General features: G+C 65.1%; 20 protein-coding genes. 11 read left to right on the top strand and 9 right to left on the bottom strand.

Translation table 11 applies throughout. The features are described from left to right. Positions 1–35: 35 nt before the first annotated feature. Both ACWA13_RS03640 and ACWA13_RS03635 read left to right on the top strand, forming a co-directional pair. Entirely contained in the window at positions 36–4,988 is a 4,953-nt protein-coding gene (locus ACWA13_RS03640) for a DNA glycosylase AlkZ-like family protein (RefSeq protein WP_463936819.1), read from the top strand. After that, entirely contained in the window at positions 4,981–5,832 is an 852-nt protein-coding gene (locus tag ACWA13_RS03635; RefSeq protein WP_463936818.1) for an Fpg/Nei family DNA glycosylase, read from the top strand. The genes ACWA13_RS03640 and ACWA13_RS03635 overlap by 8 nt, the downstream gene beginning before the upstream one ends. Before the next feature lie 9 nt (positions 5,833–5,841). Here ACWA13_RS03635 and yczE read toward each other — a convergent pair whose 3' ends face one another. Continuing rightward, the gene (gene yczE, locus ACWA13_RS03630; RefSeq protein ID WP_463936817.1) at positions 5,842–6,492 is read right to left on the bottom strand and encodes a membrane protein YczE; all 651 of its coding nucleotides are present in this window, start codon (positions 6,490–6,492) and stop codon (positions 5,842–5,844) included. A 61-nt stretch (positions 6,493–6,553) separates the two neighbouring features. Between yczE and yczR the strand changes: the two genes are divergently transcribed. The 3 genes from yczR (at position 6,554) to ACWA13_RS03615 (ending at position 9,773) form a co-directional block, all read left to right on the top strand. Then, complete coding sequence (gene yczR, locus ACWA13_RS03625) at positions 6,554–8,011, top strand: MocR-like transcription factor YczR (RefSeq protein WP_463936816.1); 1,458 nt, start codon at positions 6,554–6,556, stop codon at positions 8,009–8,011. A 151-nt stretch (positions 8,012–8,162) separates the two neighbouring features. Next, on the top strand, positions 8,163–8,759 hold the full coding sequence (locus ACWA13_RS03620; RefSeq protein WP_463936815.1) for a TetR-like C-terminal domain-containing protein: 597 nt from the start codon (positions 8,163–8,165) through the stop codon (positions 8,757–8,759). 45 nt (positions 8,760–8,804) lie between these two features. After that, positions 8,805–9,773 (top strand): RluA family pseudouridine synthase, encoded by a 969-nt coding sequence (locus tag ACWA13_RS03615; RefSeq protein ID WP_463937815.1) that lies wholly within the window; start codon positions 8,805–8,807, stop codon positions 9,771–9,773. On the opposite strand, the gene ACWA13_RS03610 is transcribed toward ACWA13_RS03615, so the two are convergent. Together ACWA13_RS03610 and ACWA13_RS03605 are read right to left on the bottom strand one after the other, a co-directional pair. Continuing rightward, complete coding sequence (locus ACWA13_RS03610; protein WP_463936814.1) at positions 9,745–10,275, bottom strand: O-acetyl-ADP-ribose deacetylase; 531 nt, start codon at positions 10,273–10,275, stop codon at positions 9,745–9,747. The two genes, ACWA13_RS03615 and ACWA13_RS03610, sit on opposite strands and share 29 nt — an antisense overlap. Before the next feature lie 176 nt (positions 10,276–10,451). After that, the gene (locus ACWA13_RS03605) at positions 10,452–10,877 is read right to left on the bottom strand and encodes an Hsp20/alpha crystallin family protein (protein ID WP_463936813.1); all 426 of its coding nucleotides are present in this window, start codon (positions 10,875–10,877) and stop codon (positions 10,452–10,454) included. Positions 10,878–11,061: 184 nt separating this feature from the next. Between ACWA13_RS03605 and ACWA13_RS03600 the strand changes: the two genes are divergently transcribed. Next, a complete protein-coding gene (locus tag ACWA13_RS03600) occupies positions 11,062–11,697 on the top strand; it encodes a DedA family protein (RefSeq protein ID WP_463936812.1) in 636 nt (211 codons plus the stop codon). Here the strand turns inward: ACWA13_RS03600 and ACWA13_RS03595 are convergent. From ACWA13_RS03595 to ACWA13_RS03585, 3 genes are all read right to left on the bottom strand, one after another. Next, on the bottom strand, positions 11,694–11,999 hold the full coding sequence (locus ACWA13_RS03595) for a hypothetical protein (protein WP_463936811.1): 306 nt from the start codon (positions 11,997–11,999) through the stop codon (positions 11,694–11,696). The two genes, ACWA13_RS03600 and ACWA13_RS03595, sit on opposite strands and share 4 nt — an antisense overlap. Positions 12,000–12,058: 59 nt before the next feature. After that, positions 12,059–14,896, bottom strand: coding sequence for a phosphoenolpyruvate carboxylase (gene ppc / locus ACWA13_RS03590; protein ID WP_463936810.1), 2,838 nt, complete (start codon positions 14,894–14,896; stop codon positions 12,059–12,061). A gap of 146 nt (positions 14,897–15,042) precedes the next feature. After that, on the bottom strand, positions 15,043–15,402 hold the full coding sequence (locus ACWA13_RS03585; protein WP_463936809.1) for a DUF8129 domain-containing protein: 360 nt from the start codon (positions 15,400–15,402) through the stop codon (positions 15,043–15,045). A 170-nt stretch (positions 15,403–15,572) separates the two neighbouring features. On the opposite strand from ACWA13_RS03585, the gene ACWA13_RS03580 reads away from it, so the two are divergent. Beyond that, complete coding sequence (locus tag ACWA13_RS03580; RefSeq protein ID WP_463936808.1) at positions 15,573–16,388, top strand: DUF1684 domain-containing protein; 816 nt, start codon at positions 15,573–15,575, stop codon at positions 16,386–16,388. 714 nt (positions 16,389–17,102) lie between these two features. Here the strand turns inward: ACWA13_RS03580 and ACWA13_RS03575 are convergent. The 3 genes from ACWA13_RS03575 to ACWA13_RS03565 form a co-directional block, all read right to left on the bottom strand. After that, complete coding sequence (locus ACWA13_RS03575; protein ID WP_463936807.1) at positions 17,103–17,432, bottom strand: hypothetical protein; 330 nt, start codon at positions 17,430–17,432, stop codon at positions 17,103–17,105. Between the two features lie 162 nt (positions 17,433–17,594). After that, positions 17,595–18,818 carry an acyl-CoA dehydrogenase family protein gene (locus tag ACWA13_RS03570; protein ID WP_463936806.1) on the bottom strand — a complete coding sequence of 408 codons (1,224 nt, stop codon included), beginning with the start codon at positions 18,816–18,818 and terminating at the stop codon, positions 17,595–17,597. Continuing rightward, positions 18,815–19,636 (bottom strand): 3-hydroxyacyl-CoA dehydrogenase, encoded by an 822-nt coding sequence (locus ACWA13_RS03565; protein ID WP_463936805.1) that lies wholly within the window; start codon positions 19,634–19,636, stop codon positions 18,815–18,817. The genes ACWA13_RS03570 and ACWA13_RS03565 overlap by 4 nt, the downstream gene beginning before the upstream one ends. Before the next feature lie 105 nt (positions 19,637–19,741). Between ACWA13_RS03565 and ACWA13_RS03560 the strand changes: the two genes are divergently transcribed. From ACWA13_RS03560 to ACWA13_RS03545, 4 genes are all read left to right on the top strand, one after another. Continuing rightward, on the top strand, positions 19,742–20,890 hold the full coding sequence (locus ACWA13_RS03560) for a glycoside hydrolase family 76 protein (protein WP_463936804.1): 1,149 nt from the start codon (positions 19,742–19,744) through the stop codon (positions 20,888–20,890). A gap of 159 nt (positions 20,891–21,049) precedes the next feature. Continuing rightward, positions 21,050–22,117: an iron ABC transporter substrate-binding protein gene (locus tag ACWA13_RS03555; RefSeq protein WP_463936803.1), complete on the top strand. Its 1,068-nt coding sequence runs from the start codon at positions 21,050–21,052 to the stop codon at positions 22,115–22,117. 2 nt (positions 22,118–22,119) lie between these two features. Then, on the top strand, positions 22,120–23,736 hold the full coding sequence (locus tag ACWA13_RS03550) for an ABC transporter permease (protein ID WP_463936802.1): 1,617 nt from the start codon (positions 22,120–22,122) through the stop codon (positions 23,734–23,736). Beyond that, positions 23,733–24,830 carry an ABC transporter ATP-binding protein gene (locus tag ACWA13_RS03545; protein ID WP_463936801.1) on the top strand — a complete coding sequence of 366 codons (1,098 nt, stop codon included), beginning with the start codon at positions 23,733–23,735 and terminating at the stop codon, positions 24,828–24,830. The genes ACWA13_RS03550 and ACWA13_RS03545 overlap by 4 nt, the downstream gene beginning before the upstream one ends. Positions 24,831–24,866: the final 36 nt, after the last annotated feature.

Here is a 24,866-nt window from a genome sequence, read left to right as displayed (position 1 = left end):
ACGGCCATGTCAGTGGCTTGAGGCATGATGGAGAAATGCAGGGTCAGGAGCTTCTAGGAATGGACCGGTTCAGCCGGCCCACCCGTGAGTGGTTCCTGGGCGCCTTCACTGTTCCCACGCCTGCACAGGAGGGGGCCTGGAACGCTATCTCTTCCGGCCAGCACGCCCTGGTGGTGGCGCCTACCGGCTCCGGTAAGACCCTCGCCGCGTTCCTCTGGGCCCTGGACCGGCTCCTGGTCTCGGCGCCCGCTCCGCCGCCGGAACTTCCCGGCATGGGGGAATCCAAGCCTCGCGGCCGCATCCGCGCGCCGAAGCGTAAGACCCGCGTCCTCTACATTTCGCCGCTCAAGGCCCTGGGTGTCGACGTCGAAAGGAACCTGCGTGCCCCGCTGATCGGCATTACGCAGACAGCAAAGCGATTGGACCTCCCGGCACCGCTGATCACGGTCGGCGTACGCTCCGGCGACACCCCCGCGTCGGACCGGCGGGCACTGCTGACCAACCCGCCTGACATCCTGATCACCACCCCGGAGTCGCTGTTCCTGATGCTGACGTCCCGGGCGCGCGAAACGCTCAGCGAGGTGGACACCGTCATTGTGGACGAGGTCCACGCCGTTGCAGGCACCAAGCGCGGCGCGCACCTGGCAGTCTCGCTGGAGCGTCTGGACGCACTGCTCTCCAAGCCCGCCCAGCGCATCGGCCTGTCCGCCACTGTGGAGCCGCGCGAACTGGTGGCCCAGTTCCTGGCGGGCAGCGCGCCAGTGGAAATAGTCGCACCGCCATCCCGCAAAACCTGGGACCTCACTGTCTCCGTGCCTGTGGAGGACATGTCAGATCTGCAGGGCGCCGCGGGCGCCTTCGATTCGGGGCCGGCGTCGGGATTGCAGCCACAAGCGTCCATCTGGCCGCATGTGGAGGAGAAGATCGTGGACCTGGTGCTGGACAACCAGTCCACCATCGTGTTCGCCAACTCCCGCCGCCTTGCAGAGCGGCTTACAGCACGGCTCAACGAGATCTACGCGGAACGCCAGCTGGTGGCCGCGGCTGGCGGCGGCTGGGATATTCCGGCCGAATCCGCTGCCACCGTTCCCTCCTCCACCGGCACGCCTGCCCACATGATGGCCCAGGCCGGCAGCACCTCGGGCGCCGATCCGGTGCTGGCCCGGGCCCACCACGGTTCCGTCTCCAAGGACCAGCGGGCTCTGATCGAGGACGACCTCAAGTCCGGCCGGCTGCGCTGCGTGGTGGCCACCTCATCCCTGGAGCTGGGCATCGACATGGGAGCTGTTGACCTGGTGGTGCAGGTCGAATCGCCGCCCTCGGTGGCCAGCGGGCTGCAGCGGGTGGGCCGCGCCGGCCACCAGGTGGGCGAAGTTTCCCAAGGTGTGTTGTTCCCCAAGCACCGCGCGGACCTGGTTCACACCGCCATCACCGTGGAGCGGATGCTGGACGGCAAGATCGAACGGCTCGCCATCCCGGCAAATCCGCTGGACATCCTGGCCCAACAGACCGTCGCGGCTACCGCGTTGGGAAGTATCGACGTCGAGGAATGGTTTGCCACGGTGCGCCGCTCTGCACCGTTCGCATCGCTGCCCCGTTCCGCATACGAGGCCACGCTTGACCTGCTTGCCGGCCGCTACCCTTCGGACGAATTCGCCGAGCTGCGGCCACGCATCATCTGGGACCGGAATGCCGGCACCATCGAAGGCAGGCCCGGGGCTCAGCGCCTGGCCGTCACTTCCGGCGGCACTATCCCGGACCGCGGCCTGTTCGGCGTGTACATCATCGGCACCGAGCAGGAAGGCTCAGCCAACCCGGGAACCGACGGAAAACCAGCAGCTTCCCCGGCCAAGGGCGGCCGCCGCGTGGGCGAGCTGGACGAGGAAATGGTGTACGAATCCCGGGTGGGAGACGTCTTTGCGCTGGGCGCCACCAGTTGGAAGATCGAAGACATCACTCACGACCGCGTGCTGGTCTCCCCCGCCTTCGGCCAACCGGGGAAACTGCCGTTCTGGAAGGGCGATTCACTGGGCAGGCCCGTGGACCTGGGCCGGGCGCTGGGTGCTTTCGTCCGCGAACTGTCAGCGTCCGACGTCGGGCCGGCCATGGAACGCTGCAAAGCCAGCGGCCTTGATGACTTCGCCGCCGGGAACCTGATCCAGTACCTGCGTGAACAGCGCGAGGCCACCGAGGTGGTGCCCAGCGACACCACCCTGGTGGTTGAACGGTTCCATGACGAACTTGGCGACTGGCGCGTCATCCTGCACAGCCCGTTCGGCATGCCGGTCCACGCGCCGTGGGCCCTGGCGGTGGGCCAGCGGCTCCACCAGCGCTACGGCATGGACGGTTCCGCAATGGCCGCCGACGACGGCATTGTGCTCCGCGTTCCCATGATGGAAGACGAGCCACCGGGCGCCGAACTGTTCCTCTTTGAGCCTGACGAACTTGAGGAAATTGTCACCGCGGAGGTGGGCGGCAGTGCGCTGTTCGCCTCCCGGTTCCGTGAGTGCGCTGCCCGCGCGCTGCTTCTGCCGCGCCAGACTCCCGGCAAGCGGCAGCCGCTGTGGCAGCAGCGCCAACGGTCCGCCCAACTCCTGGACGTTGCCCGGAAGTATCCAAGTTTCCCGATTGTGCTCGAAACCGTCCGCGAGTGCCTGCAGGACGTGTACGACCTCCCCGCACTGAAGGACATCGCCGCGTCCGTGGAGCGCCGCGAACTGCGGATCCTCCAGACCACCACGCAGCAGCCCTCGCCTTTCGCCAAGTCCCTGCTGTTCGGCTATGTGGCGCAGTTCCTGTACGAAGGCGATTCCCCGCTGGCCGAGCGCCGCGCCGCTGCCCTGGCCCTCGATTCAACACTTCTTAACGAGCTCCTGGGCAGGGTGGAGCTGCGCGAACTGCTGGACGCCAAGGTCATCGAAGCCACCGAGGCGGAGCTGCAGCGCCTCGCTCCGGGACGCCGCGCCCGCGGGCTGGAAGGCGTGGCGGACCTGCTCCGGCTGCTGGGGCCGCTCACGGCGGAGGAGGTTGCGGCGAGGCTGGAGCCCGTCGAAACCGAAGCCCCGGTGGCTGAGCCTGCCGAAACCGAAACCCCGGTGGTTGAGCCCGTCGAAACCGAGGGATCTCGACAAGCTCGATCACCAGAAGCCGCGGCCCATCTCACGGCACTGCAGCGCGCCAACCGGGCCATCAAGGTCAACATCGGGGGCGTGGAACGTTTCGCTGCAGTGGAGGATGCCGCCCGGCTCCGTGACGCCATTGGGGTGCCATTGCCCATGGGTGTGCCCCTGGCTTTCATCGAACCGGTGGATGACCCGCTGGGTGACCTGGTTTCCCGCTATGCCCGCACCCACGGCCCCTTCACCGCTGGGGAGGCAGCGGCGAGGCTGGGGCTTGGTGCCGCCGTCGTCAGTGCCGCACTCAAGCGGTTGGCCGGCGAGGGCCGAACCGTGGAGGGAGAGTTCCGACCGCACCCAACGGCCACGGAAGCGGGGGACGCTTCCGCAGAGCTTCCTCCCCCGGCTCCTTCCGCACCGCCGGCCAGCGAATGGTGCGATGCCGAGGTGTTGCGCAAACTGCGGCGACGTTCCCTGGCGGCCCTGCGCGCCGAGGTGGAGCCGGTTGATGGCGTCGCATACGGCCGGTTCCTGCCGGCCTGGCAGCACGTTCAGACGGGTGGACAACAGGGCCAAAGGGGCCAACCCGCACTTCGCGGACTGGATGGTGTGCTCACTGCCGTAGACCAGCTTTCCGGCATCCCCGTTCCGGCGTCGGCGTGGGAACCGCTGATCCTGGCCAGCCGGGTATCCAACTACCAGCCAGCCATGCTGGATGAGCTGATGGCCAGCGGCGAGGTCCTATGGTCGGGCGCCGGCGCGCTTCCGGGAAACGACGGCTGGGTCAGCCTGCACTTGGCCGAGTCCGCCGAATTGACGCTGAATCCATCGCCCGAATATGAACCTGGCGACGCCGCGCAAAGGATCCTGGACCACCTGCAGAACAACGGCGGCGGCTACTTTTTCCGCCAGCTCACGGAAGTCGCCGGCGGAATGGACGCAGTATTGAGCGACGCCGATGTCACGTCCGCCCTGTGGGACCTCGCCTGGGCCGGACGCATCACCGGGGACACTTTCGCGCCAGTCCGGGCCCTCATCGCCGCCGGACACACCGCACACCGGCAGACCGCCAAGGCGCCCCGCGCCAGGGCTCCCCGGCTCAGCCGGTTGGGCCGTTCGCACGGTACCGGCCTGCTTGGTTCGCCGGGACTGGCCGGCGGACGGTACAGCTCTGGTGGCGCGGCGCCCACCCCGCCAACTGCGGCGGGCCGCTGGTCAGCACTGCCGCTGCCCGAACTGGATCCCACCATCCATGCGCGGGCCACCGCTGAACTCCTGCTCGACCGCTATGGCGTAGTCACCCGTGGATCCGTGATGGCCGAACAGATCCTGGGCGGCTTCGGCCTGATGTACAAGGTGCTGGCGCGCCTGGAAGAGGCCGGGCGATGCCGCCGCGGTTACTTCATAGAGCACCTCGGCGCCGCCCAGTTCGCCGTGCCCGCCACCGTAGACCGGTTACGCACCTACGCGGAGGACGCCGCTATGTCCAAAGCCCAGCCCTCCGCACTGGCGCTGGCAGCCACTGACCCCGCCAACCCTTACGGCGCCGCCCTCCCCTGGCCGGCCATGCAGGTGGAAGCCGGGACGGGGCACCGGCCGGGGCGGAAGGCGGGGGCGCTGGTGGTAATGGTCGACGGCGCGCTGGTCCTTTACGTCGAACGTGGCGGCAAGACGCTGCTCGCCTTCTCCGAAGAGCCGGACGTACTCACCGCTGCGGGCGCTGCGCTGGTGAATGTGGTCAAACGGGGGGCAGTGGACAAACTGATCATGGAAAAGGTCAACGGGCACGGCATTCTGGACACCCCAATTGCCTCTGTACTGGCGGCGGCAGGCGCGTACTCCACGCCCAAGGGGTTGCGGATCCGTGCCTGAGGGGGATTCTGTATTCCGGGCGTGCGCCGAGCTCCATGCTGCCCTGGCCGGGCAAACCCTTACTGCCACCGACTTCCGGGTGCCACGGTTCGCCACCTTGAACCTCGCCGGCTGGACAATGGAGGAAGTAGTGCCCCGCGGCAAGCACCTGCTGATGCGGGTAAAGAGCCCAGACGGCAAACGGCTCACCATCCGGTCCCACCTCAAGATGGAGGGAAACTGGCAGGTATACCCACCCGGCGGCCGTTGGCGGAAACCCGGCTTCACGGCCCGGTGCGTCCTGCGCACCAGCGTTGCCGACGCCGTCGGATTCTCCCTGGGCGAGCTGGAAGTGGTCCGGACGGATCAGGAGGGTTCCGCCGTCGGGCATCTGGGGCCGGACCTGTTGGGACCCGACTGGGATCCCGAGGAAGCTGAACGGCGGGTGCGCGCGGCCCCTGAGGTCCCCATCGGGGTTGCGATCCTGGACCAGCGGAACCTGGCCGGGATCGGCAACATCTACCGCTGCGAGGCGTGCTTCCTTGCCGGCGTCCACCCCGCCACAGCGGCACGGGACGTTGCTGACCTGAAGACGTTGTTCGCGCACGCCAAGTTGCTTCTGGAAGCAAACCTCGGGCCAGGGAGGCGCATCACTGTCCTGCCACAGGCGGGAACCTACCGGGACAGGACCATGCTGGCACGGGGAGGGCGACCTGCACGGTATTGGGTGTACCACCGGGAGAACCAGCCGTGCCTGCGCTGCCGCACGCCCATCAGGCATGCCCTCCTTGGAAAGCCAGGCGGCGAGGAGGAGCGGGATATCTATTTTTGTCCGCGGTGCCAGCCCACCCCGGAAAGTCCATAAAGTTGCAGCTTATGCTGCGGTGGTGGGAGCTTCTGCTTGCAGGTGCCGTTCCACTGCAGGTCCTGACGCCGGTGGCTTAGCCCGCTCCGCCACCGCGAACAGCGGCATCAGCCACTGGACCAGCGGACCGATGGCCAGCGCGTAGACAACGGTCCCGACGCCCACGGACCCGCCCAGCAGCCAGCCCGCTGCCAGGACCACCACTTCGATCAGGGTGCGGGAAACCCGGACAGACCAGCCGGTGCGCCTGGCCAGGCCGGTCATCAGCCCGTCCCTGGCGCCCGGGCCGAACCGTGCGCCGATGTAGCAGGCGGACGCCACGGCGTTGGCCAGCACGGCTCCCGCCAACATCGCTATCTGGCCGCCGAGGTGCGAAAACTCCGGCAACAACGCCAGTCCGACGTCGGCGAACAGGCCCACCAGGATGGCATTGCACAGGGTCCCGAAGCCAGGCCTCTGGCGCAGCGGGATCCAGAGCAGCAAGACCAGGAAACTGACGACGATCACCACAGCACCAATGCTCCAGCCCGACTTGAGGGAAATGCCCTGATGGAACACGTCCCATGGATCCAGCCCCAGACCGGCGCGGATGAACATGGCCAGGGAGAAGCCGTACAAGGCAAGGCCGGTAAAGAGCTGAACGAGTCTGCGAATCATCATGACAACCATGGTCGCGGAAAACTGGCATCGAAATACATAGCCAGTCTGCGATACTGGCTTTATGCCCGGTCAACTCTCAGCCCCAGCCCTCGCCCGTCTCCTTGGCAGGTGGCAGGCAGGTGCTGCCCCGGCTTATCGCGAGCTTGCCGACGTCGTGCGCCTCCTCATCCTGGATGGCCGCGTCCCGCTGGATAACGCACTTCCCGGCGAGCGTCCACTGGCCGAAACCCTCGGCATCAGCCGGACCACGGTCACGGCGGCTTACGCCCAACTGCGTGAGCAGGGCTTTCTCAGCAGCGGACAAGGCGCGAAGGGCCGTACCCGCCTTCCCCGCTCACCGGAAGCTGCAGCCGTTCCGGGAATCAATGCCCCGGACGGAGTCCTTGACCTGGCGTACGCCGCCCTACCCGCCAGCGGCGAGGCGGTGCACCGTGCATTTGCTTCAGCTTTGACCGAACTCCCGGCCCTGTTGCCCGGGTTTGGCTACGAAGTCCAGGGACTGCTGGGACTTAGGGAAGCCATCGCGGAGCGTTATACCGCGGCCGGTGTGGCTACAACGGCGGACGCAATTCTTGTGACGTCGGGCGCGCAGCATGCGCTGAACGTTGCCCTCCGTGCCCTGATCACCCGGGCCAGCGGACGCCAGGACAAGGTGCTCGTGGACCACCCGAGCTACCCAAACGCCCTGGACGCGATCCGGGGTGCCGGCGCCAGGGCCGTGCCGGTCCCCCTTCCAGCGGCACCTGGCAGTTGGGATATTGAGGCCTGGGAATCCGCGCTCGACCAACATCGCCCCACCATCGCGTACGTCATTGCGGACTTCCACAACCCCACAGGGCGCCTGATGCCAGATCACCAGCGACGGCGCCTCGTGCGGGCAGCGGCCCGCGCCGGCACCGTTCTGATCGCTGATGAGACGCTGCGGGAGTTGAACCTGAACAGGACCCCCAGCCTGCCGATGGCGGCGTTCGGCCCGGGCGTGGTGTCCATCGGTTCGCTGAGTAAGTCGCACTGGGGCGGGCTGCGGACGGGATGGATCCGTGCCAGCGCAGACCTCATCAATCGCTTTGCACCGGCGCGGACCAGTCTGGACCTGGGTGGGCCCGTGATGGAGCAGTTGGCTGCCGCACACCTGGTTCGAACACTTGACCAGCCGCTCCCGGACCGGCTGCAGTCGCTGCGCGGAAACAGGGCGGCCTTACTGGAGTTGCTGGGCAACGAATTGCCGGACTGGAAACCGGAAATTCCCGACGGCGGACTGTCGGTTTGGTGCCGGCTGCCGGGCCCGATCAGCACCTCCCTGGCCTTGGTCGCTCCGGAGTTCGGCATCCGGCTGGCGGCCGGCCCTCGATTTGGACTAGGGGGAAGCTACCAAAGTCATCTGCGGATCCCGTTTACGCTGCCCCCGGAGCGGCTTCGGGATGCTGTTTTGGCACTGCGTGCGGCTCAGGAACGGCTGGCGGCAGCTCCCCGGTTGCGCAGGGAGCTTCGGGACTCACCTGTGAACGCGATCGCATGAATAATTCTTTCGCGCCGACTCCCCCAATAGTTGCCGGCGCGAAAGAAGGCACTGCTCGCGGTAAGCCTTTCGGCTCGGCCGTACTCCGCCCAGAAAAGGCGGAAGGTTTTATAACGCAGTTACGAAACAATGTAATGAAACAATGCAGAGTATGGCAAGACCAGTGGTCCACGATGAGGCACTTCGTCAGCGCCTGCTGAACGTCACTGCCCAGCTGGTGGATCGCGAAGGCCCTGACAGGGTCACTATCCGGGACATCGCAGCCGCCGCAGGCACATCAACATCAGCTATCTACTCATTGTTCGGCGGCAGGCCCCAGCTGTTAACTGCGGTGGTGGATTACGGATTCCGGTCTTTCCACGCTTCCCAGGAAGCGGCAGGTAAGCAAGGCCTGAAGGCTCTTGGTTGGGCGTACCGGCAATGGGCGCTGGAGCATGACTCCCTCTACAGGCTGATGTTCGGTGGCGGCATGGCCCCTTACGCAGGCGGAGGATCGGGCGCGGAGCCGTCTGACGCGATATCAGTGGACGCCATGGCGCCGTTGGTCAACGCGGTCACAGCGGCGCAGGCCGAAGGGCTCCTCGGCCCATACAACGTGATGCTGATCGCCACAGCCTTCTGGGGCCAGGTCCACGGGCTGGTCAGCCTTGAGCTGGCCCGCGGCGCCTCAATGCCCATCGACTGGGAAGGGCTTTACGACGCCACCTTGGACGCCGGCATCCGCGGCTGGGCACCCACGGCCGGGTGAACCGGGCGGTGGGGCAAGCGGGCAGCAAAGTAGAATGGACCAGTGATGCAATCCCCCCTTCCCGTGCGCGACGGCGTAAATGCCGCCCGCCTGCGCCTTCCGGAGGACGGTCCCTGGACTACCGCAATCGACTATATGATGCACCGCTGGGGCCACATCGATCCGCAGGGCATTGAGGACAGGTTCGACGCCGGCGAGATCGTTGGCGAGGGCGGCGTCCCCCTGGACCGGACCACTAAGCTCCAGGACCACACCTTCATCTGGTACTACAGAAGCCTGCCGCCGGAGGACCGCATCCCGGTGGAGCTGAACATCCTGCACCAGGACCAGCACCTCCTGGTAGTGGACAAGCCGCACTTCCTGCCCACTACCCCGGGCGGCACCTACATCCAGGAATCGGCGCTGGTGCGGCTGCGCAACCAGCTGGGCCTACCGGACCTGATTCCCATGCACCGCCTGGACCGGATGACCGCAGGCATCCTGCTCCTCTCCACCAACCCGGAAACCCGCGGCAGGTACCAGGTGCTGTTCGAGAAACGGCAGGTCCAAAAAGAGTACGAGTGCGTGTCCGCAGCGGACCCTGCGCCCGGGTATCCCGCCGTCGAATTTCCCGTGGTGGTGCGGAACCGGATGACCAAGTCCCGCAGCTACCTCCTGGCCGAGGTAATCGAGGGCGAACCGAACGCGGAGACCCGCATCGAACGCCTGGAAACGTTCGACGCCGGCACTTCAGCAGGTGCCGCAGCACACCACGGAACCGGGCAGAGGGCGCTGTACGGGCTCGAGCCGCACTCGGGCAAGACGCACCAGCTGCGGGTTCACATGGCGTCGCTGGGACTGGGCATCGTCAACGACGCGTTTTATCCCGAGCTGCTGGACAAGGCGCCGGACGACTATTCCAGACCGCTCCAGCTCCTGGCCCGTGGCGTCCGCTTCGTCGATCCTATTTCGGGCAAGCCCGTGGAGTACCGGAGCCTGCTGCAGCTTAGTGAGGCTCCGCCCACACGGCGTTGAACTCCTCCGCCATTTCCGGGCTGAACAGAACAAACTCCACCAGCTCAATGGAGGTTTCCGGGTGCGCGGCTACAAATCCTTCCAGCGCGGTGGAAGCTGCCTCTGCCACCTGACGGCCAGTCCAGCCGTAGACCCCGCCCCCCACTGCGGGAAAAGCAAGGGACTTGGCGCCCAGCGCATCTGCCACCCGCAGGCTTTCGCTGAAGCAGGAAACCAAGAGGGCCTTGTTGGTCTGGCCGGCATGCCGGTTGGGGCCCACGGTGTGAATGATCCAGCGCGCCGGCAACTCAAATGCCGGCGTTGCCACGGCGGCCCCTGGTGCCAGTCCGTTCGGCAGGTCCGTGGCGCGAAGTTCCTTGCAGGCGGCCAGCAGCTGCGGCCCCGCAACCCGGTGGATGGCGCCGTCCACCCCGCCACCCCCCAAGAGCGTGGAATTGGCCGCATTGACGATGGCGTCCACGGCCCTGGTGGTGATGTCGCCCTGCAGGATCTTCGCGTGCATGTTCCAGTTTCCCACTGCCGGACCCACAGCGACAGAAGTGGTCCCCGGCCGTGCCGGCCGGGGACCACCGTGGGGAGGGATCCGCTCTGCTGCTTTGCGCTACAAGGCGCCGTGGCGTCCGCGTGGTGCCAACCGCCCTACCCGCAGCCTCTGCGTGCGGTGTCCGTCCCCGCCTGTTAGGCGGCGTTTATCTGTTGCTGCCTGCCTTTGGTCTCGATCTCGATCTTGTGGGGCTTTGCCTGTTCGGCCACCGGGATCCGTATGGTCAGGACGCCGCCGTCGTATGCGGCCGTAACCTTCGCAACGTCCAGGGTTTCGCCCAGGACCAGCTGCCGGCTGAACACGCCCCGGGGACGTTCGGAAGCGAGCAGCTCGGTATCTTCGCCGACTGGCTCCTTCCGTTCGGCGCGCACCGTGAGGACATTCTTTTCAACGTCCAGGTCAACCGAATCGACGTCCACGCCGGGCAGGTCCAGCGCGACCACAAATTCATTCCCCTCGCGCCAGGCGTCCATCGGCATCGCTGCGGGCCGTGCCGCCGTGCCCAGAACCTGTTGGGCGAGCCGGTCGAACTGGCGGAATGGATCGTTGAGCATCAACATCGCATACCTCCTATGATCGTTTGACCGCCGGGATGTATATCGGCTGATATAGATTTAATAGCACCAGGAGCGGGGTATCGCAAGAGGTTTTTTACCTGGTGTTGATACCGGCTCCGCCATCAACAAGAGATGATGGCGGGTTGGCGATGGCAGGTGACGTGGGCCCCTGAAAGTGCGGTACGTTATGCCCATGGACGTTGGCAGCGTTGACCTCTGGGGGGCCGCGATCTATTTCTGGATCATCCCCGCAGTGCTCGGCGATGCCATCTTTCCGCCCATCCCGTCCGAGCTGGTGGTGATCACCGGCGGAGCACTCTCTGCCGAGGGCCGGGCCAATGTATTCCTCGTTGTAGCCTTGGCCGCACTGGCTTCCTGGATCGGCGACGTCGTGGTCTTCCAGCTGTTCAAACGCCGCCTCAGCCACGTGCTGGACCGTTGGCGATGGGGCCGGAAAGCCCACGCCGGCATCCATAAGGCCATCGCCAAAGCCGGCCGCTCCTCCACCTACGGCACCATCATAGGAGCGCGCTTTATCCCGGGCGGACGACTTGCGACGTCGGCTGCCGCAGGCATCGGCGAGGTCACCACCCGGAGCTTCAGCCTCTGCGCCGGCCTCGGCGCCCTGTTGTGGGCGTGCTGGCTGGTCGGCCTGGGCTATGTCACCGGCTCCACCACCGGCCTGCCGTTCTGGGCCAGCTCCCTCATCGGCGTAGCCCTGGGGCTGGTGGTGGGTGCCGCCGTCGGAATTATTGTGAGCCGACGGCGCGGCACCCGCTCGCCCGTGGACGAACCCGGCACCGCGGCGCAGACTGATTCCTAGACCGGCGCCCAGCGTCCGCGGTTCCGGCGCAACACCATCAGCGAACCGGTCAGGGCAACACGTTCGACGGCGTCACGCATCATCGCTGCCGACTCCAGGGCCTGCTGGTTCTCACCGCTGTATTCGGTGGCCTCCACGAGGAAACGCAGGTTCAGCTGGGGCACGCCGCCGGCAATGTCCAGCTGGTTGGACTCCACGTGGTGCCGGGTTTCAAGGGCCTCCACAGCGGCAGCCATCACGGATTCGGGCGGGTTGCCGGGCAACAGCCCGGTGATCTTGAGACGGGTCTGAAACGAAGGCATGCCACCACCCTAACCACAAACGCACGGCCAGGATTGCCCGCCAGCGCCGAGCGGGAACCCTACCCGGTGTTGCGCAGTCCCGCCGCCACGCCGTTGACGGTGATAAGCATGGCCCGTTGCAGCCGCTCGTCGATCTCACCGCCGGAGATCGTGGCCTCGGAACTGGGAGCAGCAGTCTCCCGGATACGGCGGAGCAGTTCCACCTGCAGGTAGCTGATGGGATCGAGATACTGGTCGCGGACTTCGAGGGAGCGCTTCAGGGTGGGCTGCGCGTCAAGCAGGATGTTCTCACCTGTCAGGGCCTGGACTTCGCGGACCGTCAGCTCGTACTCCTCACGGATGGCCTTGAAGATATGGTGCAGCTCGGGAGGAACCAGCGTGGAGACGTAGTATCCGGCGATGTCCATGTCCGTCTTGGCCAGCGTCATTTCGACGTTGGAAAGCACCGACTGGAAGAACTGCCAGCCTTCCATCATCTCGACCAGCTGCTCGGAGCTGCCTGCTTCCCGGGCCGCTTTGAGCCCGGACCCCACGCCGAACCAGCCCGGCACAATCTGGCGTGACTGGGTCCAGCCGAAGACCCACGGGATGGCGCGCAGGCCACCCAGGCCGGCTCCGGAATCGGGGCGCTTGGACGGCCGGGAGCCGATGTTCAAGGAACCAAGCTGCTCCACCGGCGTGGAAGCCAGGAAGTAGGCGGGAAGGTCAGGGTGGTCAACCAGACTGCGGTACCGGTCAAAGGCGGCATCAGAAATGACTTCCATTACGTGGCCGTAGCGCACGCGCTGGTCCTCGGACGTCCGCGGGCTGCGGTGCAGGGCGGACCCCTGAAGCACAGCGGCCAGGGAGAGCTCCAGATTCTCACGGGCAAGCTCCGGCAACGAGTACTTGTCCGAAATAACCTCACCCTGCTCGGTGAACTTGATCTCACCTTCCAGGACGCCGTTGGGCTGGGCCATGATGGCCTCATAAGTTGGCCCGCCGCCACGGCCCACGGAACCGCCGCGACCATGGAACAAGCGCACCCGTACCCCGTGTTTCGCGGCAACATCGCGGAGCTTTCGCTGGGTTTTGTGGATCTCCCACTGGCTGGTCATGACGCCGGACTCCTTGTTGGAGTCCGAGTAACCGAGCATGACTTCCTGCACGTCTCCCCGCAGGCGCACCAGGTCCCGGTAGGCCGGAACGGAAAGCAGCTGGTCCACGATCTCGGCAGAGGCCCGCAACTCCTCCACGGTTTCCAGCAGCGGCGCAAAGCCGATCTTGGCCCATGGAGACTCGCCGAACAGGTTGACCAGCCCGGCTTCCCGGGCCAGGACAGCGGCGGCCAGGACGTCATCGGCGCCGCGGGTCATCGAAATGATGTAGGTCTCGATGACATCGGGGCCGTATGTCCTCAGCGCACGTCGGATTTCACGGAAGACGTCGTAGGTGCCGTCAGCGGCGCCGTCGAGCTTAATCGGGTGGCCGGAGAGCGGCCGGCGGGACGCGAGCTCGGAACCGAGTACGTCGAACCGTTCGCTGCGGCTGAGCTCGGCGTAGCGCAGCCCGGGGCCGCCCAGCCGGTCCATGAGCTGGCCGACGGCGTCGTGGTGCTGGTCGGCGTGCTCACGGATATCAAGCGTGGCCAGGTGCAGCCCGAAGGAGGCAACAGCACGCTGGACCCGGGTGAGTGCGCCGTCCGCAGCCAATACGCCGGAGTGGTTGCGCAGGGAGGCTTCCAGCAGGGCCAGGTCCGCCAGGAGTTCAGGCGCCCCGTTGTAGTCGCGGCCGTGCTCATGCGAGGAGTTGTTGGCTACCCGCTTGCCGGTGTTGATGAGCTTGGCCTTGATGCAGGTGAGCTTCAGCCGGTAGGGCTCCTGCGCGTTGAGCTCAAGGACCCGGCGGTCCAGTCCTGGCAGGTTGATGAGGTCCTCGTCGATGGAGGCCTGCAGTTCGGCATCCACCCCGGACAAGGCCGTGGAGTTGGACAGGATAGTGATGAGTTCATCGATCATGCCGATGTTCAGGCGGATGGCCTGCTGGTTTTGGATCTGCAGGATTTCCCTGGTGACCGCGGCGGTCACGTTGGGGTTTCCGTCGCGGTCACCGCCGATCCAGGAGCCGAAGCGGATGGGCGCCGCCTTGCCCGCCAGGCTCACGCCCTGCTCCGCGAGGAGCTCGGAGAAGTCGTCCAGCATTTCGGGCATGGCGTCCGTGAGGATGGTGCCAAGGTAGTAGATAGCGTTGCGGGCCTCATCCACGGGAGTCGGCCGAACCTGGCGAAGCTCGTCGGTCTGCCACATCTGATCGATGATCTCCGCGAGCTCGCGGTCCTGACGGCGCCTGGCCGAAGATCCTTCCGCTGCAGGCCTGGCCAGGATGTCGGAGAGCTTGCGGATCTTGTCCAGGACCGAGCGGCGCGATGCCTCGGTGGGGTGCGCGGTGAAAACGGGCCGCACATCCAGCGAATCAACCACGTCCTGCAACGCTCCGGGACCGGCCTTATCGGCGATGTCCGCCACGGCCTTGGCCAGCCAACCGTCCTTTTCCTCCCGGGTCCGCAGCCCGCGCACCCGGTGAACCTGCTCCGCCGCGTTGGCGAGGTGGAAGTAGAAGGCGAAGGCGCGGACCAGGTCTGTTGCCTGCTCAAGCGGCAGGGAGGCGAGCAATTCGCGGACCTGGGCCACGACGTCGTGCGCGCTCCACGGCCCGGTGGCATCGGCGCCGCCCCGGGCGGCTTCCTTGGACTCCTTGGTCAGGAGCCGGACCTGCTCCACCAGTTCCAGGAGCTCCGGGCCGTGCTGGCGGACCAGGGATTCGCCCAGCAGGGTGGACACCCGGCGGACGTCGGCGCGGAGCTCGGCAGCCAGGTGGGTGTCAAGGTCAATGCCCTTGTTGAATGCAGTGTGAGCCATGGAAGCTTCTTTCGAAGGTGTGGACTTGGGCCCGTACACTGCGCTGGATACTGTGAGCCACGTTACTGCTTAATGATATTACCGGCACCGGGGCTGTACTCAGGAATTTGTGTCAAAAGTGACTGCACCGGGCTGAGCTGCCAACGCTATCGGCGCGGCTGTCCCGGGTTCGTTGGAACGCCCTGCGAGGGAGGGTTGATCTTGGGCCCGGTGGTTGCCGGGGATACCGGCGAACCCTGCTGGGATTGTGTCACTTCAGGGGTGCTGGGCGCGGCAGGGCCACTCGGCTCCGCCCCCTCCTGCAGCGCGGTCAGGCGGTGCTCCAGGATTTGGATTACCGGCAACCTGTTCCCGTGCGCGCGTTCATAGGCGAGGACCTGGCCGAGCTCCGATTCGCTCAGGCCGTTGATCCGGGAGGGCAGGGTTCCGGTAGGCAGGTGGTCGTAGTCGGGCAGCGGTAGTTCATCGTGCTGCGGGACATCTGACTGCTCTGGCGTATCGTTCACGGTTCCATCCTCCTTCTCGCGTCCGCCGGGGCGGCGGGCGGGTAGCGGCAGCAGGCGCTGCTTTCCAAATTAGCAGCGGTGCCGGTGCCATGTAAGGGCCGGTGGGATGTGCTGGAATGAACAGCATGCGGCCGCGGTTGTACCCGGGCACAGAGGCAATGGAGGATCACATGGGCACCACCACCGATCAACGGCTCGAGCGCTGGCAGCGTTTCCGCAGCAGCCGGAACCGTGCCCTCGCGGCCCCCCACGGCTGGCTGACCCTCACCTCCTTCCAGTGGCTGGAAGACTCCCCTTCCGCCGTCGACCTTGCCCCCGGGCTCTGGTCCACGGACGGCATCACGGCGGCACTCACCGCTGGTGGGGAGGACGGGCTGACGCTCGTGGAGGGCGGCACGCCGGTCAGCGGAACGGTTACAACGACCTTGCTGGACGAGGAATCCCTGATGTGGGTCCAGTACGGCGGCGCGGACGGCACCCAGGTCCAGGTGGAGCTGGCCGTGCGCGGCGGTAAGTACGCCATCCGTACCAGGGATGCCGGCTCGCCGGTGTTCACGGAGTTCGACGGCGTTCCCACCTTCGGTTTCGATCCCGCTTGGGAAATCACCGGGCGCTTTGAGCCATATCCCGAACCGGTCGACGTACCGATCGCCACGGCCAACCCGCTGGTGGACGGCGTCCACCACTCAGTGGGTGAGGTGGTTTTTCGGGTTCCAGGAATCGGGCACGAGCTGCGGCTGCAGGCTGAGGAAGAAAAACTGGGCGCCATCAACGTCACGTTCCACGATGAAACAAACGGCATCAGCACAGACGAATGGCGCAAGGTTCTCATTCCGCGGCCCCGCCCGGATGGCTCCGTCGTCATTGATTTCAATCGCGCCATCAATTACCCCAGCGCATTCACCCCCTACGGGACCTGCCCCATGCCCGTCCGGGGGAACTCATTGGACGTGGAAGTAAAAGCCGGCGAGAAACTGCCGCGCTAATTCAGCGGTTAATTTTTGTGTAGCGGGCAGAGTCCTGCTAGCTCCAACAGGCCTGCCTGGAATCCGCAGTACCCTCGAAAGAGGGCGCGCTCCCCTCTGATACGGATGAAAAGCACCCCCTCACGCCGAGAACAATCGACGCTCAGCTTTCACATGCGCCGACAATCTATCCGGGACTATCCGCTAAGTGAACCGCCACTTGTACTTTCGCTCTTTCGCTTGCGTTCGAGGACTAGCTCATTGATAGCGAAAGGTACGATTGCAACCAACGGGATGAGAAATCCCTGCCAAAAAGGAACCATTGAAAGAACCAATGGTAGGAAAGACACTACGAAGATTGCCGGATGAACGTATCGGTACCATTTCATATACTTCTGAAATCCATTCTTTCAACCTAGTATTGGCAATCGCACAGGCATAATTTTCTGAACCAGTTCGGAACCTTCCAGCGAGAATGCAGTAGCAATCTGGGTTCCGTCGGCATCATACGCCCACGGGAACGTGCACGATTCCCACCGGTTCTCCGTCCGCTCCACTGATGCGAACAGATCCAAACACGGAGTCCGAATACGAGAGCATATTGACAGCCAGGCACACCGGCGGAAGCGGGGACGGTCCTGCATACCTACGCGGGTCCGTCTACGTCATTGGCAGTGACATCTAAGGTCTGGACGGAAACCACAACAACCGCATCGGCTGCGAAAAGTAATCAGGTCAGGCTGCTTTTTGCCCGTCGGTTCGGTTCGCATCGGCCGGTTCATCCGTGGTCTGGCCGATTCGGCGTTCGTTCTGTTCGCGCCGCATCCTCCGGTTCCACCGGTAACGGCGGACCAGATCCGCCGTCGCCATCAGGCCCGCGATCGGGGTGAGAACAGCGATCAAATAGACAAACAGCATCCACGTCAGCGTTGTTATGGGCAGGTTCCGGTCATTGAGCATGGACAGCCCGCCAGTCAACGCCACGACCCAGAAAAGGACCACCCCCGCGAGCACCGCGGCTGCAGGGAAATACTCGCTCCTGACAATCTTCCTGACCGTTTCCATCCTTGCCTCCTGCCTGATGTCCGCGCGGGGAGAACCGCTCAATCAGTATGCAACCGGCAGGGGAAGAAAAGCGGCGACACACCCCGATGCGTGATGAAGATAACGCCAACCCACAGGGTAAGCGTTTACTGGAAAGCATTTCCCGGCTAAAAATCATCCTTATTAGGTAATGGCGGAGATACCGGTAACTGCCCGTCCCACAATCAGCGAATTAATTTCGAAGGTGCCTTCATATGTGTAAATAGCCTCGGCGTCGGAGAATATCCGCGCCATCCGGTAGTCACTGACTATTCCATTACCGCCCAGGATGGACCTGCCCATGGCCACACTGCGGCGCATCAGGGCGCTGGTATAGGACTTTGCCAGCGCTACCTGCGCCATGTCCGCCCCGTCGTCTTCCTGGAGCGCGGCAATCCGCACCATCATGCCCATCGACGCCACGGCGTTTCCCAGCATGTCCACCAGCTGCTGCTGGATCAACTGGAACTTCGCCAGCGGCCTGCCGAACTGCTGGCGGTCGACCGCGTACTCCCGGGCGACGTCGAAGGCCGCCAGCTGCTGCCCTACTGCCTGCCAGCCCACCATGATCCGCGAAGCCCGCAACAGCTCCTTGGTGTCCTCGAAGCTGCTGATCCCGACCAGCCTGTCCCGCTCCTCGATCCTGACACCCTCGAACCGGATGTCCGCGTTCTGGACCGTCCGCAGCGCCACTTTGTTCTCGATCCGGCTGCGGCTGACTCCCGGCAGGGTGGCATCAAGGATGAACCCGCGCACCGAGCCGTCGGCCTCATCCCGCGCCCACACCAGCATGTAGTCGCAGAACGTCCCGTTGCCGATCCACCGTTTGGCACCGTTGAGCACCCAGTGGTCGGCACCGTCGTCGGAAACACGGCGGACGGTGGAGGCCATGCCGCCGGCCACATCCGAACCATGATCGGGCTCAGTCAGCGCGAAGGCGCCGGTAATTCGCAGCCGGGACGCGTCGTCGAGGAACCGCCCGCGTTGGTCCTCTGAACCGAAGCGGTGCAGCGCCTCCACAAAGAGATCGTGGTGGACCAGGAAAAAGGTGGCGATTGACGTGTCAGTTCGGGTCATCTCGGCAATGACCAGCCCGGCGAAAAGCTGGCTGTAGCCACGGTGGACCGGTGTACTGAGTTCCAGGGCGGCCAGTTTCGGCAGGATATGGGCGGGGAACTCAGCCTTGTTCCACCACTCTGCGGCAAACGGAGCGATCTCCGCGGCCAGGAATTCCCGCAGCTCCGCCAACTTGCGCCGCTCCGCTTCACTGAGCAGCGATTCGAAGGCGAAGAAATCCGGACCCGGGAGCGTGTGCGGCGGTTTCGGCGCGGATACGGTTGCGGGAAAGTCCGACGGCGGCTGGCTCACTTGGGTGCCATCCTGATGGCACCATCGAGGCGGATCGTTTCGCCGTTGAGCATGGCGTTGTCCACGATGTGCGCCACGAGTTTTGCGTACTCAACCGGAAGCCCCAGACGTGAGGGGTGCGGCACCTGCTTGCCGAGGGATTCCTGCGCCTCGGCCGGCAGCCCTGCGAGCATGGGCGTCTCAAAGAGGCCCGGCGCGATGGTGACCACCCGGATCAGCGAGCGCGCCAGCTCGCGGGCGATCGGCAACGTCATGGCGGCGACGGCGCCCTTTGACGCGGAGTAGGCGGCCTGCCCGATCTGGCCGTCAAAAGCAGCCACGGACGCGGTATTGATAATCACACCGCGTTCGGAGTCTCCGGGGCGGGCGTCACTCCCGGCTATGCCCGGGTAGGACATTACCGGCTCGGTAAGGGCCATGGCTTCGGCAGCCAACCGGATCACGTTGAAGGTGCCCACCAGGTTGATCTGGATGACCCGATTGAACGTCTCCAGCGGCAGCACGCCGTCGCGCCCCAGGACCTTGCCGGGTGTGGCAATTCCTGCGCAATTCACCACGATCCGGAGCGGACCCAGCACTGCGGCAGCCTCAACCGCACCCCGCACGTCGTCCTCGCTGGCGACATCCGCGGGGACGAAAACAGCCTTCGCCGTGGTGTGATTCCCGTTCATCAGGGAGGCGGCCGTCTCAGCGCCCGAACTGCCGGGGAGGTCAACCAGCACCACGGAAGCACCGGCGTCGAACAGCATTCTGGCGGTAGCGGCACCCAGACCGGACGCCCCACCTGTAACCAGCGCTACGGCTCCTGCTACGTCCATACATCCTCCTTGATGCGGCACCGGGCCGGTAGGCCTTAGTTAACGCATGCTAACTGAAATCTGTGTCCGGCGCACCCCCACCCCGGACGGCGATAGGCTGGCCGGATGACCCAGCCGGATACCACCACCATCGACTGGTCCGCGCGGGCAGACGAGGCCGCCCGCTCCGTGACACGAAGGTTTGGCCGGAAGTTGCTGTTCCTGCCCGGCACCCACATCGCGGCCACCGCCTGGCCCGCAGGGAAGTTCCGGAACCGGCCCCTCCCCTGGCATTACTGGTGGCAGGCGCACTACCTTGACTGCCTGGTGGACGCCGGCCGGCGCGAACTGGATCGTGGTGCTACGCCCCGGGACCGTTTTGACGGCCCGGATAACCCAAGTGCCGGCCGGCTGGCCTCACGGCTCCTCAGGGGTATCCGGCTGCGCAACCTGCTCACTTTCGTCAACAACTACTACGACGACATGGCCTGGCTGGCCTTGGCTGCGCTGCGCCTCGACACCCTGGCTGCGTCCGCCGGCAAACGGGGCCGCCGCCGCTATGCCAAAGTCCAGCGCAGCCTCACTCCGCAGTTCATGGCTGCCTCCACCGACGACCTCGGCGGCGGCACCTTCTGGAGCACCAAGCGGGACTTCAAGAACACGCCGGCCACCGCCCCCGTGGCCCTCTATTTTGCCCGCACCGGCCAGCAGCAGCGGGCACAGGCCCTGGCGGACTGGCTCGATGCCACACTGTTCGACGCCGGACGGGGCCTTTACCTTGACGGCGTGCGGCTGGGAATGGATGGCCAGATCCAGGTAGAAGACAACGTATACACCTACAACCAGGGCCCCGTCCTGGGCGCGCTACTGGAGCTTGGCGGGGCACGCAACCTGGGACGGGCAGTGGAGGTGATTGCCGCCGTCGAACGCCACCTCACGGTGCGCACAGGCACCACGGAGGTGCTCCGCTGCGACGGCACCGGCGACCGCGGGCTGTTCACTGGAATCCTCTGCCGCTACCTGGCCCTCGCCGCACGGGACCAGCGAATACCCCACGGGTGGCGCAGCACCGCCGGGCGGCTGATCCTGGACACCGCGGACGCATTCTGGAACGGCAGCCGCAGCTCACCCGAAGCCACAGAAGAACGTGTTTTCGCAATCCACGCCGCCAGCACAGCCGACGAGGATTACCCGCCAGGTTCCGCCGTCGAGCTTTCCACGCAGCTCCAGGCGTGGATGGTCCTGGAGGTCGCCGCTACCCTCCAAGTGAATTAGAGAACGCAATAGTTACGTAATGCATGTGATCCTTGTCACTTAAACCGAATCCCTCTAGGTGGCTTAGGAATGCCTAACCTAAAGTTCATTTCGAATGAGCCGACACCCCCACTTCCCCTCGGCTCACCGGACCACGTCCATTCGAGAAAGCAGTCCCCCATGAAGCTCCCCAACAACGCGCTGGCCGGCGTCGCACTCGCGGCCACCGCAACCCTGGCACTGACCGCCTGTGGCGGCGGGACGGCAACCCCTGCAGCCACTCCTTCCGAGTCCGGCACCGTTGCCTCATCCGACAAAGTCGTGACGCTCTACAGCGGCCGCAGCGAATCCCTCGTCAAGCCGCTGCTGGAAGAATTTACGGCCGAGACCGGCATCAAGGTTGAGGCCCGCTACGGCGACACCGCGCAGATGGCCGCCCAGTTGGTTGAAGAGGGCGGCAAATCCCCCGCCGACGTCTTCCTGGCCCAGGATGCCGGCGCCCTTGGCGTCGTAGGCAAAGAAGGGCTCTTTTCCGATCTGCCCGAGTCCTCACTCTCCGCCGTGCCGGAGTCCTACCGGGACGCCAACGGCCAGTGGGTCGGCGTAACCGGCCGGGTGCGTGTGCTGGTGTACAACAAGGATCTTGTGCCCAGCGCTGAGCTGCCATCCACGGTTCAGGAACTCAATGACGCAAAGTATGCAGGCAAGCTGGGCGTGGCCCCCACCAACGCTTCCTTCCAGTCCTTCGTGACTGCGCTGCGTGAATCCGAGGGTGACGAGGCAGCCACCGAATACCTCACGGGCCTGGCAGCCAATGATGCCCAGATCCGCGAAAAGAACGGCCAGATCGTGGCCGACGTCAACGACGGCAAGTTCCCCTTTGGGCTGGTTAACCACTACTACCTTTACCAGCTGGCCAAGGAGAAGGGCGTGGACGCGGCAGAACTGAAGGCTGCCAACCACATTTTCCCCGACGGCAACATCGGCTCGCTCATCAACGTCTCCGGCGCCGGCCTGATCAAGCACGCAGCGGATGCTGACGGCCAGGCACTCCTGGACTTCCTCCTGTCTGAACGGGGTCAGAAGTACTTCGCCGAAAAGACCCACGAGTACCCGATGATTTCCGGGGCCCCGAGCCCTGCCGGCCTGCCCACCCTCGCGGATCTCAAGGCTCCTGATGTCGACCTGAACGAGCTCGATGATCTGGCCACCACTGTCCGGATGATCACGGAAGCAGGCCTGGCCTGATAGTGGTTCCACCCGATCACGCCGTAGGACGGCGGCGCCCTGCCGGTGCCGCCGTCCTTCGGCGTTCCAGGAGCGATTCCTGGCCGTCCCGTCATCGGGTGCTTACTGCCGGCGCAGTGGCCGCGGTTGTCATCGCCCTGATCCCCATCATCTACCTCATAGCCCGAACGGCTGAATACTCCCCCGCCGTATTGCTGGAGCAGCTGGGAACCCCCCGCATGGCCCGGCTCGCTTCCACCTCCCTGGGCCTTGTTGCCGCCTCAACAGCCTTCTGCCTCATGATTGGCGTCAGTCTCGCCGTCCTGGTGACCCGTACAAGCCTGCCGGGCCGCAAAGCCCTCGCGGTCGCTGCAGCACTGCCCCTGGCCATCCCCAGCTACGTCGCCGCCTTCGGCTGGTCCTCGCTGTCGGAACTGGTTAATCCGCTGGGCACCCTCCAAGGGTTCGGCGCGGCAGTCTTCGTGATCACCCTGGTGAGCTATCCCTATGTGTACCTCCCGGTCTGTGCTGCGCTGCTGGCGGTGGATCCGGCACAGGAAGACGCCGCGCGGGCCCTCGGACTGCCTCCGGTCAGCGTCTTTGTGCGGATCACCGCGCGGCAGATCCTGCCCGCCACCGCTTCCGGTGCCTTGCTGTGTGCGCTCTACGTCCTCTCGGATTTCGGCGCGGTGTCCATCCTGCGCGTGGATACGTTCACTCGGGCCGTGTTTACATCTTTCAGCCTCGGTTTTGACCGGCTGGGGGCTGTTTCCCTTTCGTCCGTCCTTCTCGCCCTGACAGTGCTGGTTCTCCTTGTCGAAGGGCGTTTCCGCCGGACGAGGACCCGCTATGCCAAGCTGGGCCCCGGAACGCGTCGGCCAACAGGCCTTCTCAGCCTTGGCAGGTTTGCAGGTCCCGTCGCTTTGGCTGCCTGGCTGGTGGTGGCGGTGGCTCTTGGGGGTCCGCTGTCCGCGTTGGCCCTTTGGAGCATCCAGGGGGTGTCCCGTCCCGGCTCCTTGGCCGAACTTGGCACCGCATTCCTCGGATCGGTTTCCGCTGCCGGCGCCGCAGCCCTGTTCACCACGCTGCTGGCCATACCGCTGGGACTGATGATCGCCGGAAGCCGGTCCCGCCTCGCCAGGTTGATGGAACGCCTGGTCTATCTGGCTCATTCGTTGCCGGGAATCGTCGTGGGCCTCTCAGTGGTTTACCTGGGAATCAATCTTGCCTCAGGCTTGTATCAGACGCAGTGGTTACTGACTCTGGCCTACGCAACGCTGTTCCTTCCCCTTGCTGTTGGGCCCATCGCCGCGTCGGCCGCGTTGACGCCGCCACAGGTTGAGGAGGCCGCGCAGTCCCTGGGGAAGACACCCTTGGCCGTATTTCTCCGTATATCGCTACCCTTGGCATTACCGGGAGTGGCGTCCGGAGCGCTTATGGTCCTCTTAACTGCTGTCAAGGAGCTTCCAGCCACGCTTATGCTACGTCCAACCGGCTTTGAGACCCTTGCCACCCGGCTGTGGACCTATACCTCGGTGGAGTCCTACTCGGCGGCCGCTCCCTATGCTGCCCTGCTGGTGGTTCTGGCCATTACCCCCACGTGGATCCTTGTTGCACGTGTTTTTAAGGAACCAAAATGAGTGGCACCAGCAGCGGCATGCACCTCGCGCTCCGTCATATCGGTAAAAGCTTCGGTGGCGTCACCGCTTTGGACGACATCAACCTCGAAGTCCCCCGGGGCGCCATCACGGCCATAGTGGGCGCCTCCGGATCGGGAAAAACCACACTCTTACGGATCATCGCCGGATCAATCGGTGCTGACACCGGCGAGGTGGTTTTGGGAGACAGGGTCCTCGCAGCAGGGCGCCATCTGGTCCCCGCGCATCTGCGGAACATCGGATACGTGGCGCAGGACGGCGCCCTTTTCCCACACCTGAGCGTTGGTGCCAACGTGGCGTTCGGCTTGGACCGGAAGCAGTTCCGGACACGGGCTGCCATTGCGGCCAAGGTTGAGGAACTGTTGGCCATGGTCTCGCTGGATGCCGCAACCGGGTCCCAACGGCCGCATGAGCTCTCCGGTGGGCAGCAGCAACGGGTTGCACTGGCGAGGGCAATGGCCCGCGAGCCCGAGGTCATGCTCCTGGACGAACCCTTCTCCGCCCTGGACGCAGGGCTTCGAGTAGCCACCAGGCGGACAATCGGCAGGGTCCTGGCCGATGCCGGTGTGACAACTGTCCTGGTCACCCATGACCAGGGCGAGGCACTGAGCTTCGCGGACCAGGTGGCGGTGATGCGCAATGGGAAAATCGCCCAGACCGGGAGCCCGTTCGTGGTGTACACCCGCCCCTCCGACCGGGCTACCGCGGAGTTCCTGGGCGACGCAGTCATTCTAGACGCCTGGCTGGAAGGCTCACTGGCCACGTGCTCGCTGGGAGCTATCCCGGTACGGCGGCCGCCGAGACAAGGCAAAGTCCAGCTAATGCTGCGTCCAGAACAGATCAGGATCGCCACCGAATCCCCGATCAGGGGCATCGTGACCGAATGCGATTACTTTGGCCCGGAGTCAACAGTGCGGATCAAGTTGCTGCCTCCACCCTGGCTGCCCGTTCCTGATCAGGGCCTGGCTGCCGGTGATGAGATCATCACCATTCGCCACTGGAATTCCGCCATCGCACGTCCGGGGACGGAGCTGCACTTGCGCGTGGTGGGCGAAGGCGTGGTCTTTCCGTACTGACCCTGCCGTTCCCCTCCTGTCCTGGCCCTCCCGACG

It is taken from the genome of Pseudarthrobacter sp. TRD_SC_9, assembly GCF_055361265.1.
The sequence above is the reverse complement of the archived record's forward strand: the minus strand, read 5'-3'. Positions and strand labels throughout refer to the sequence as shown.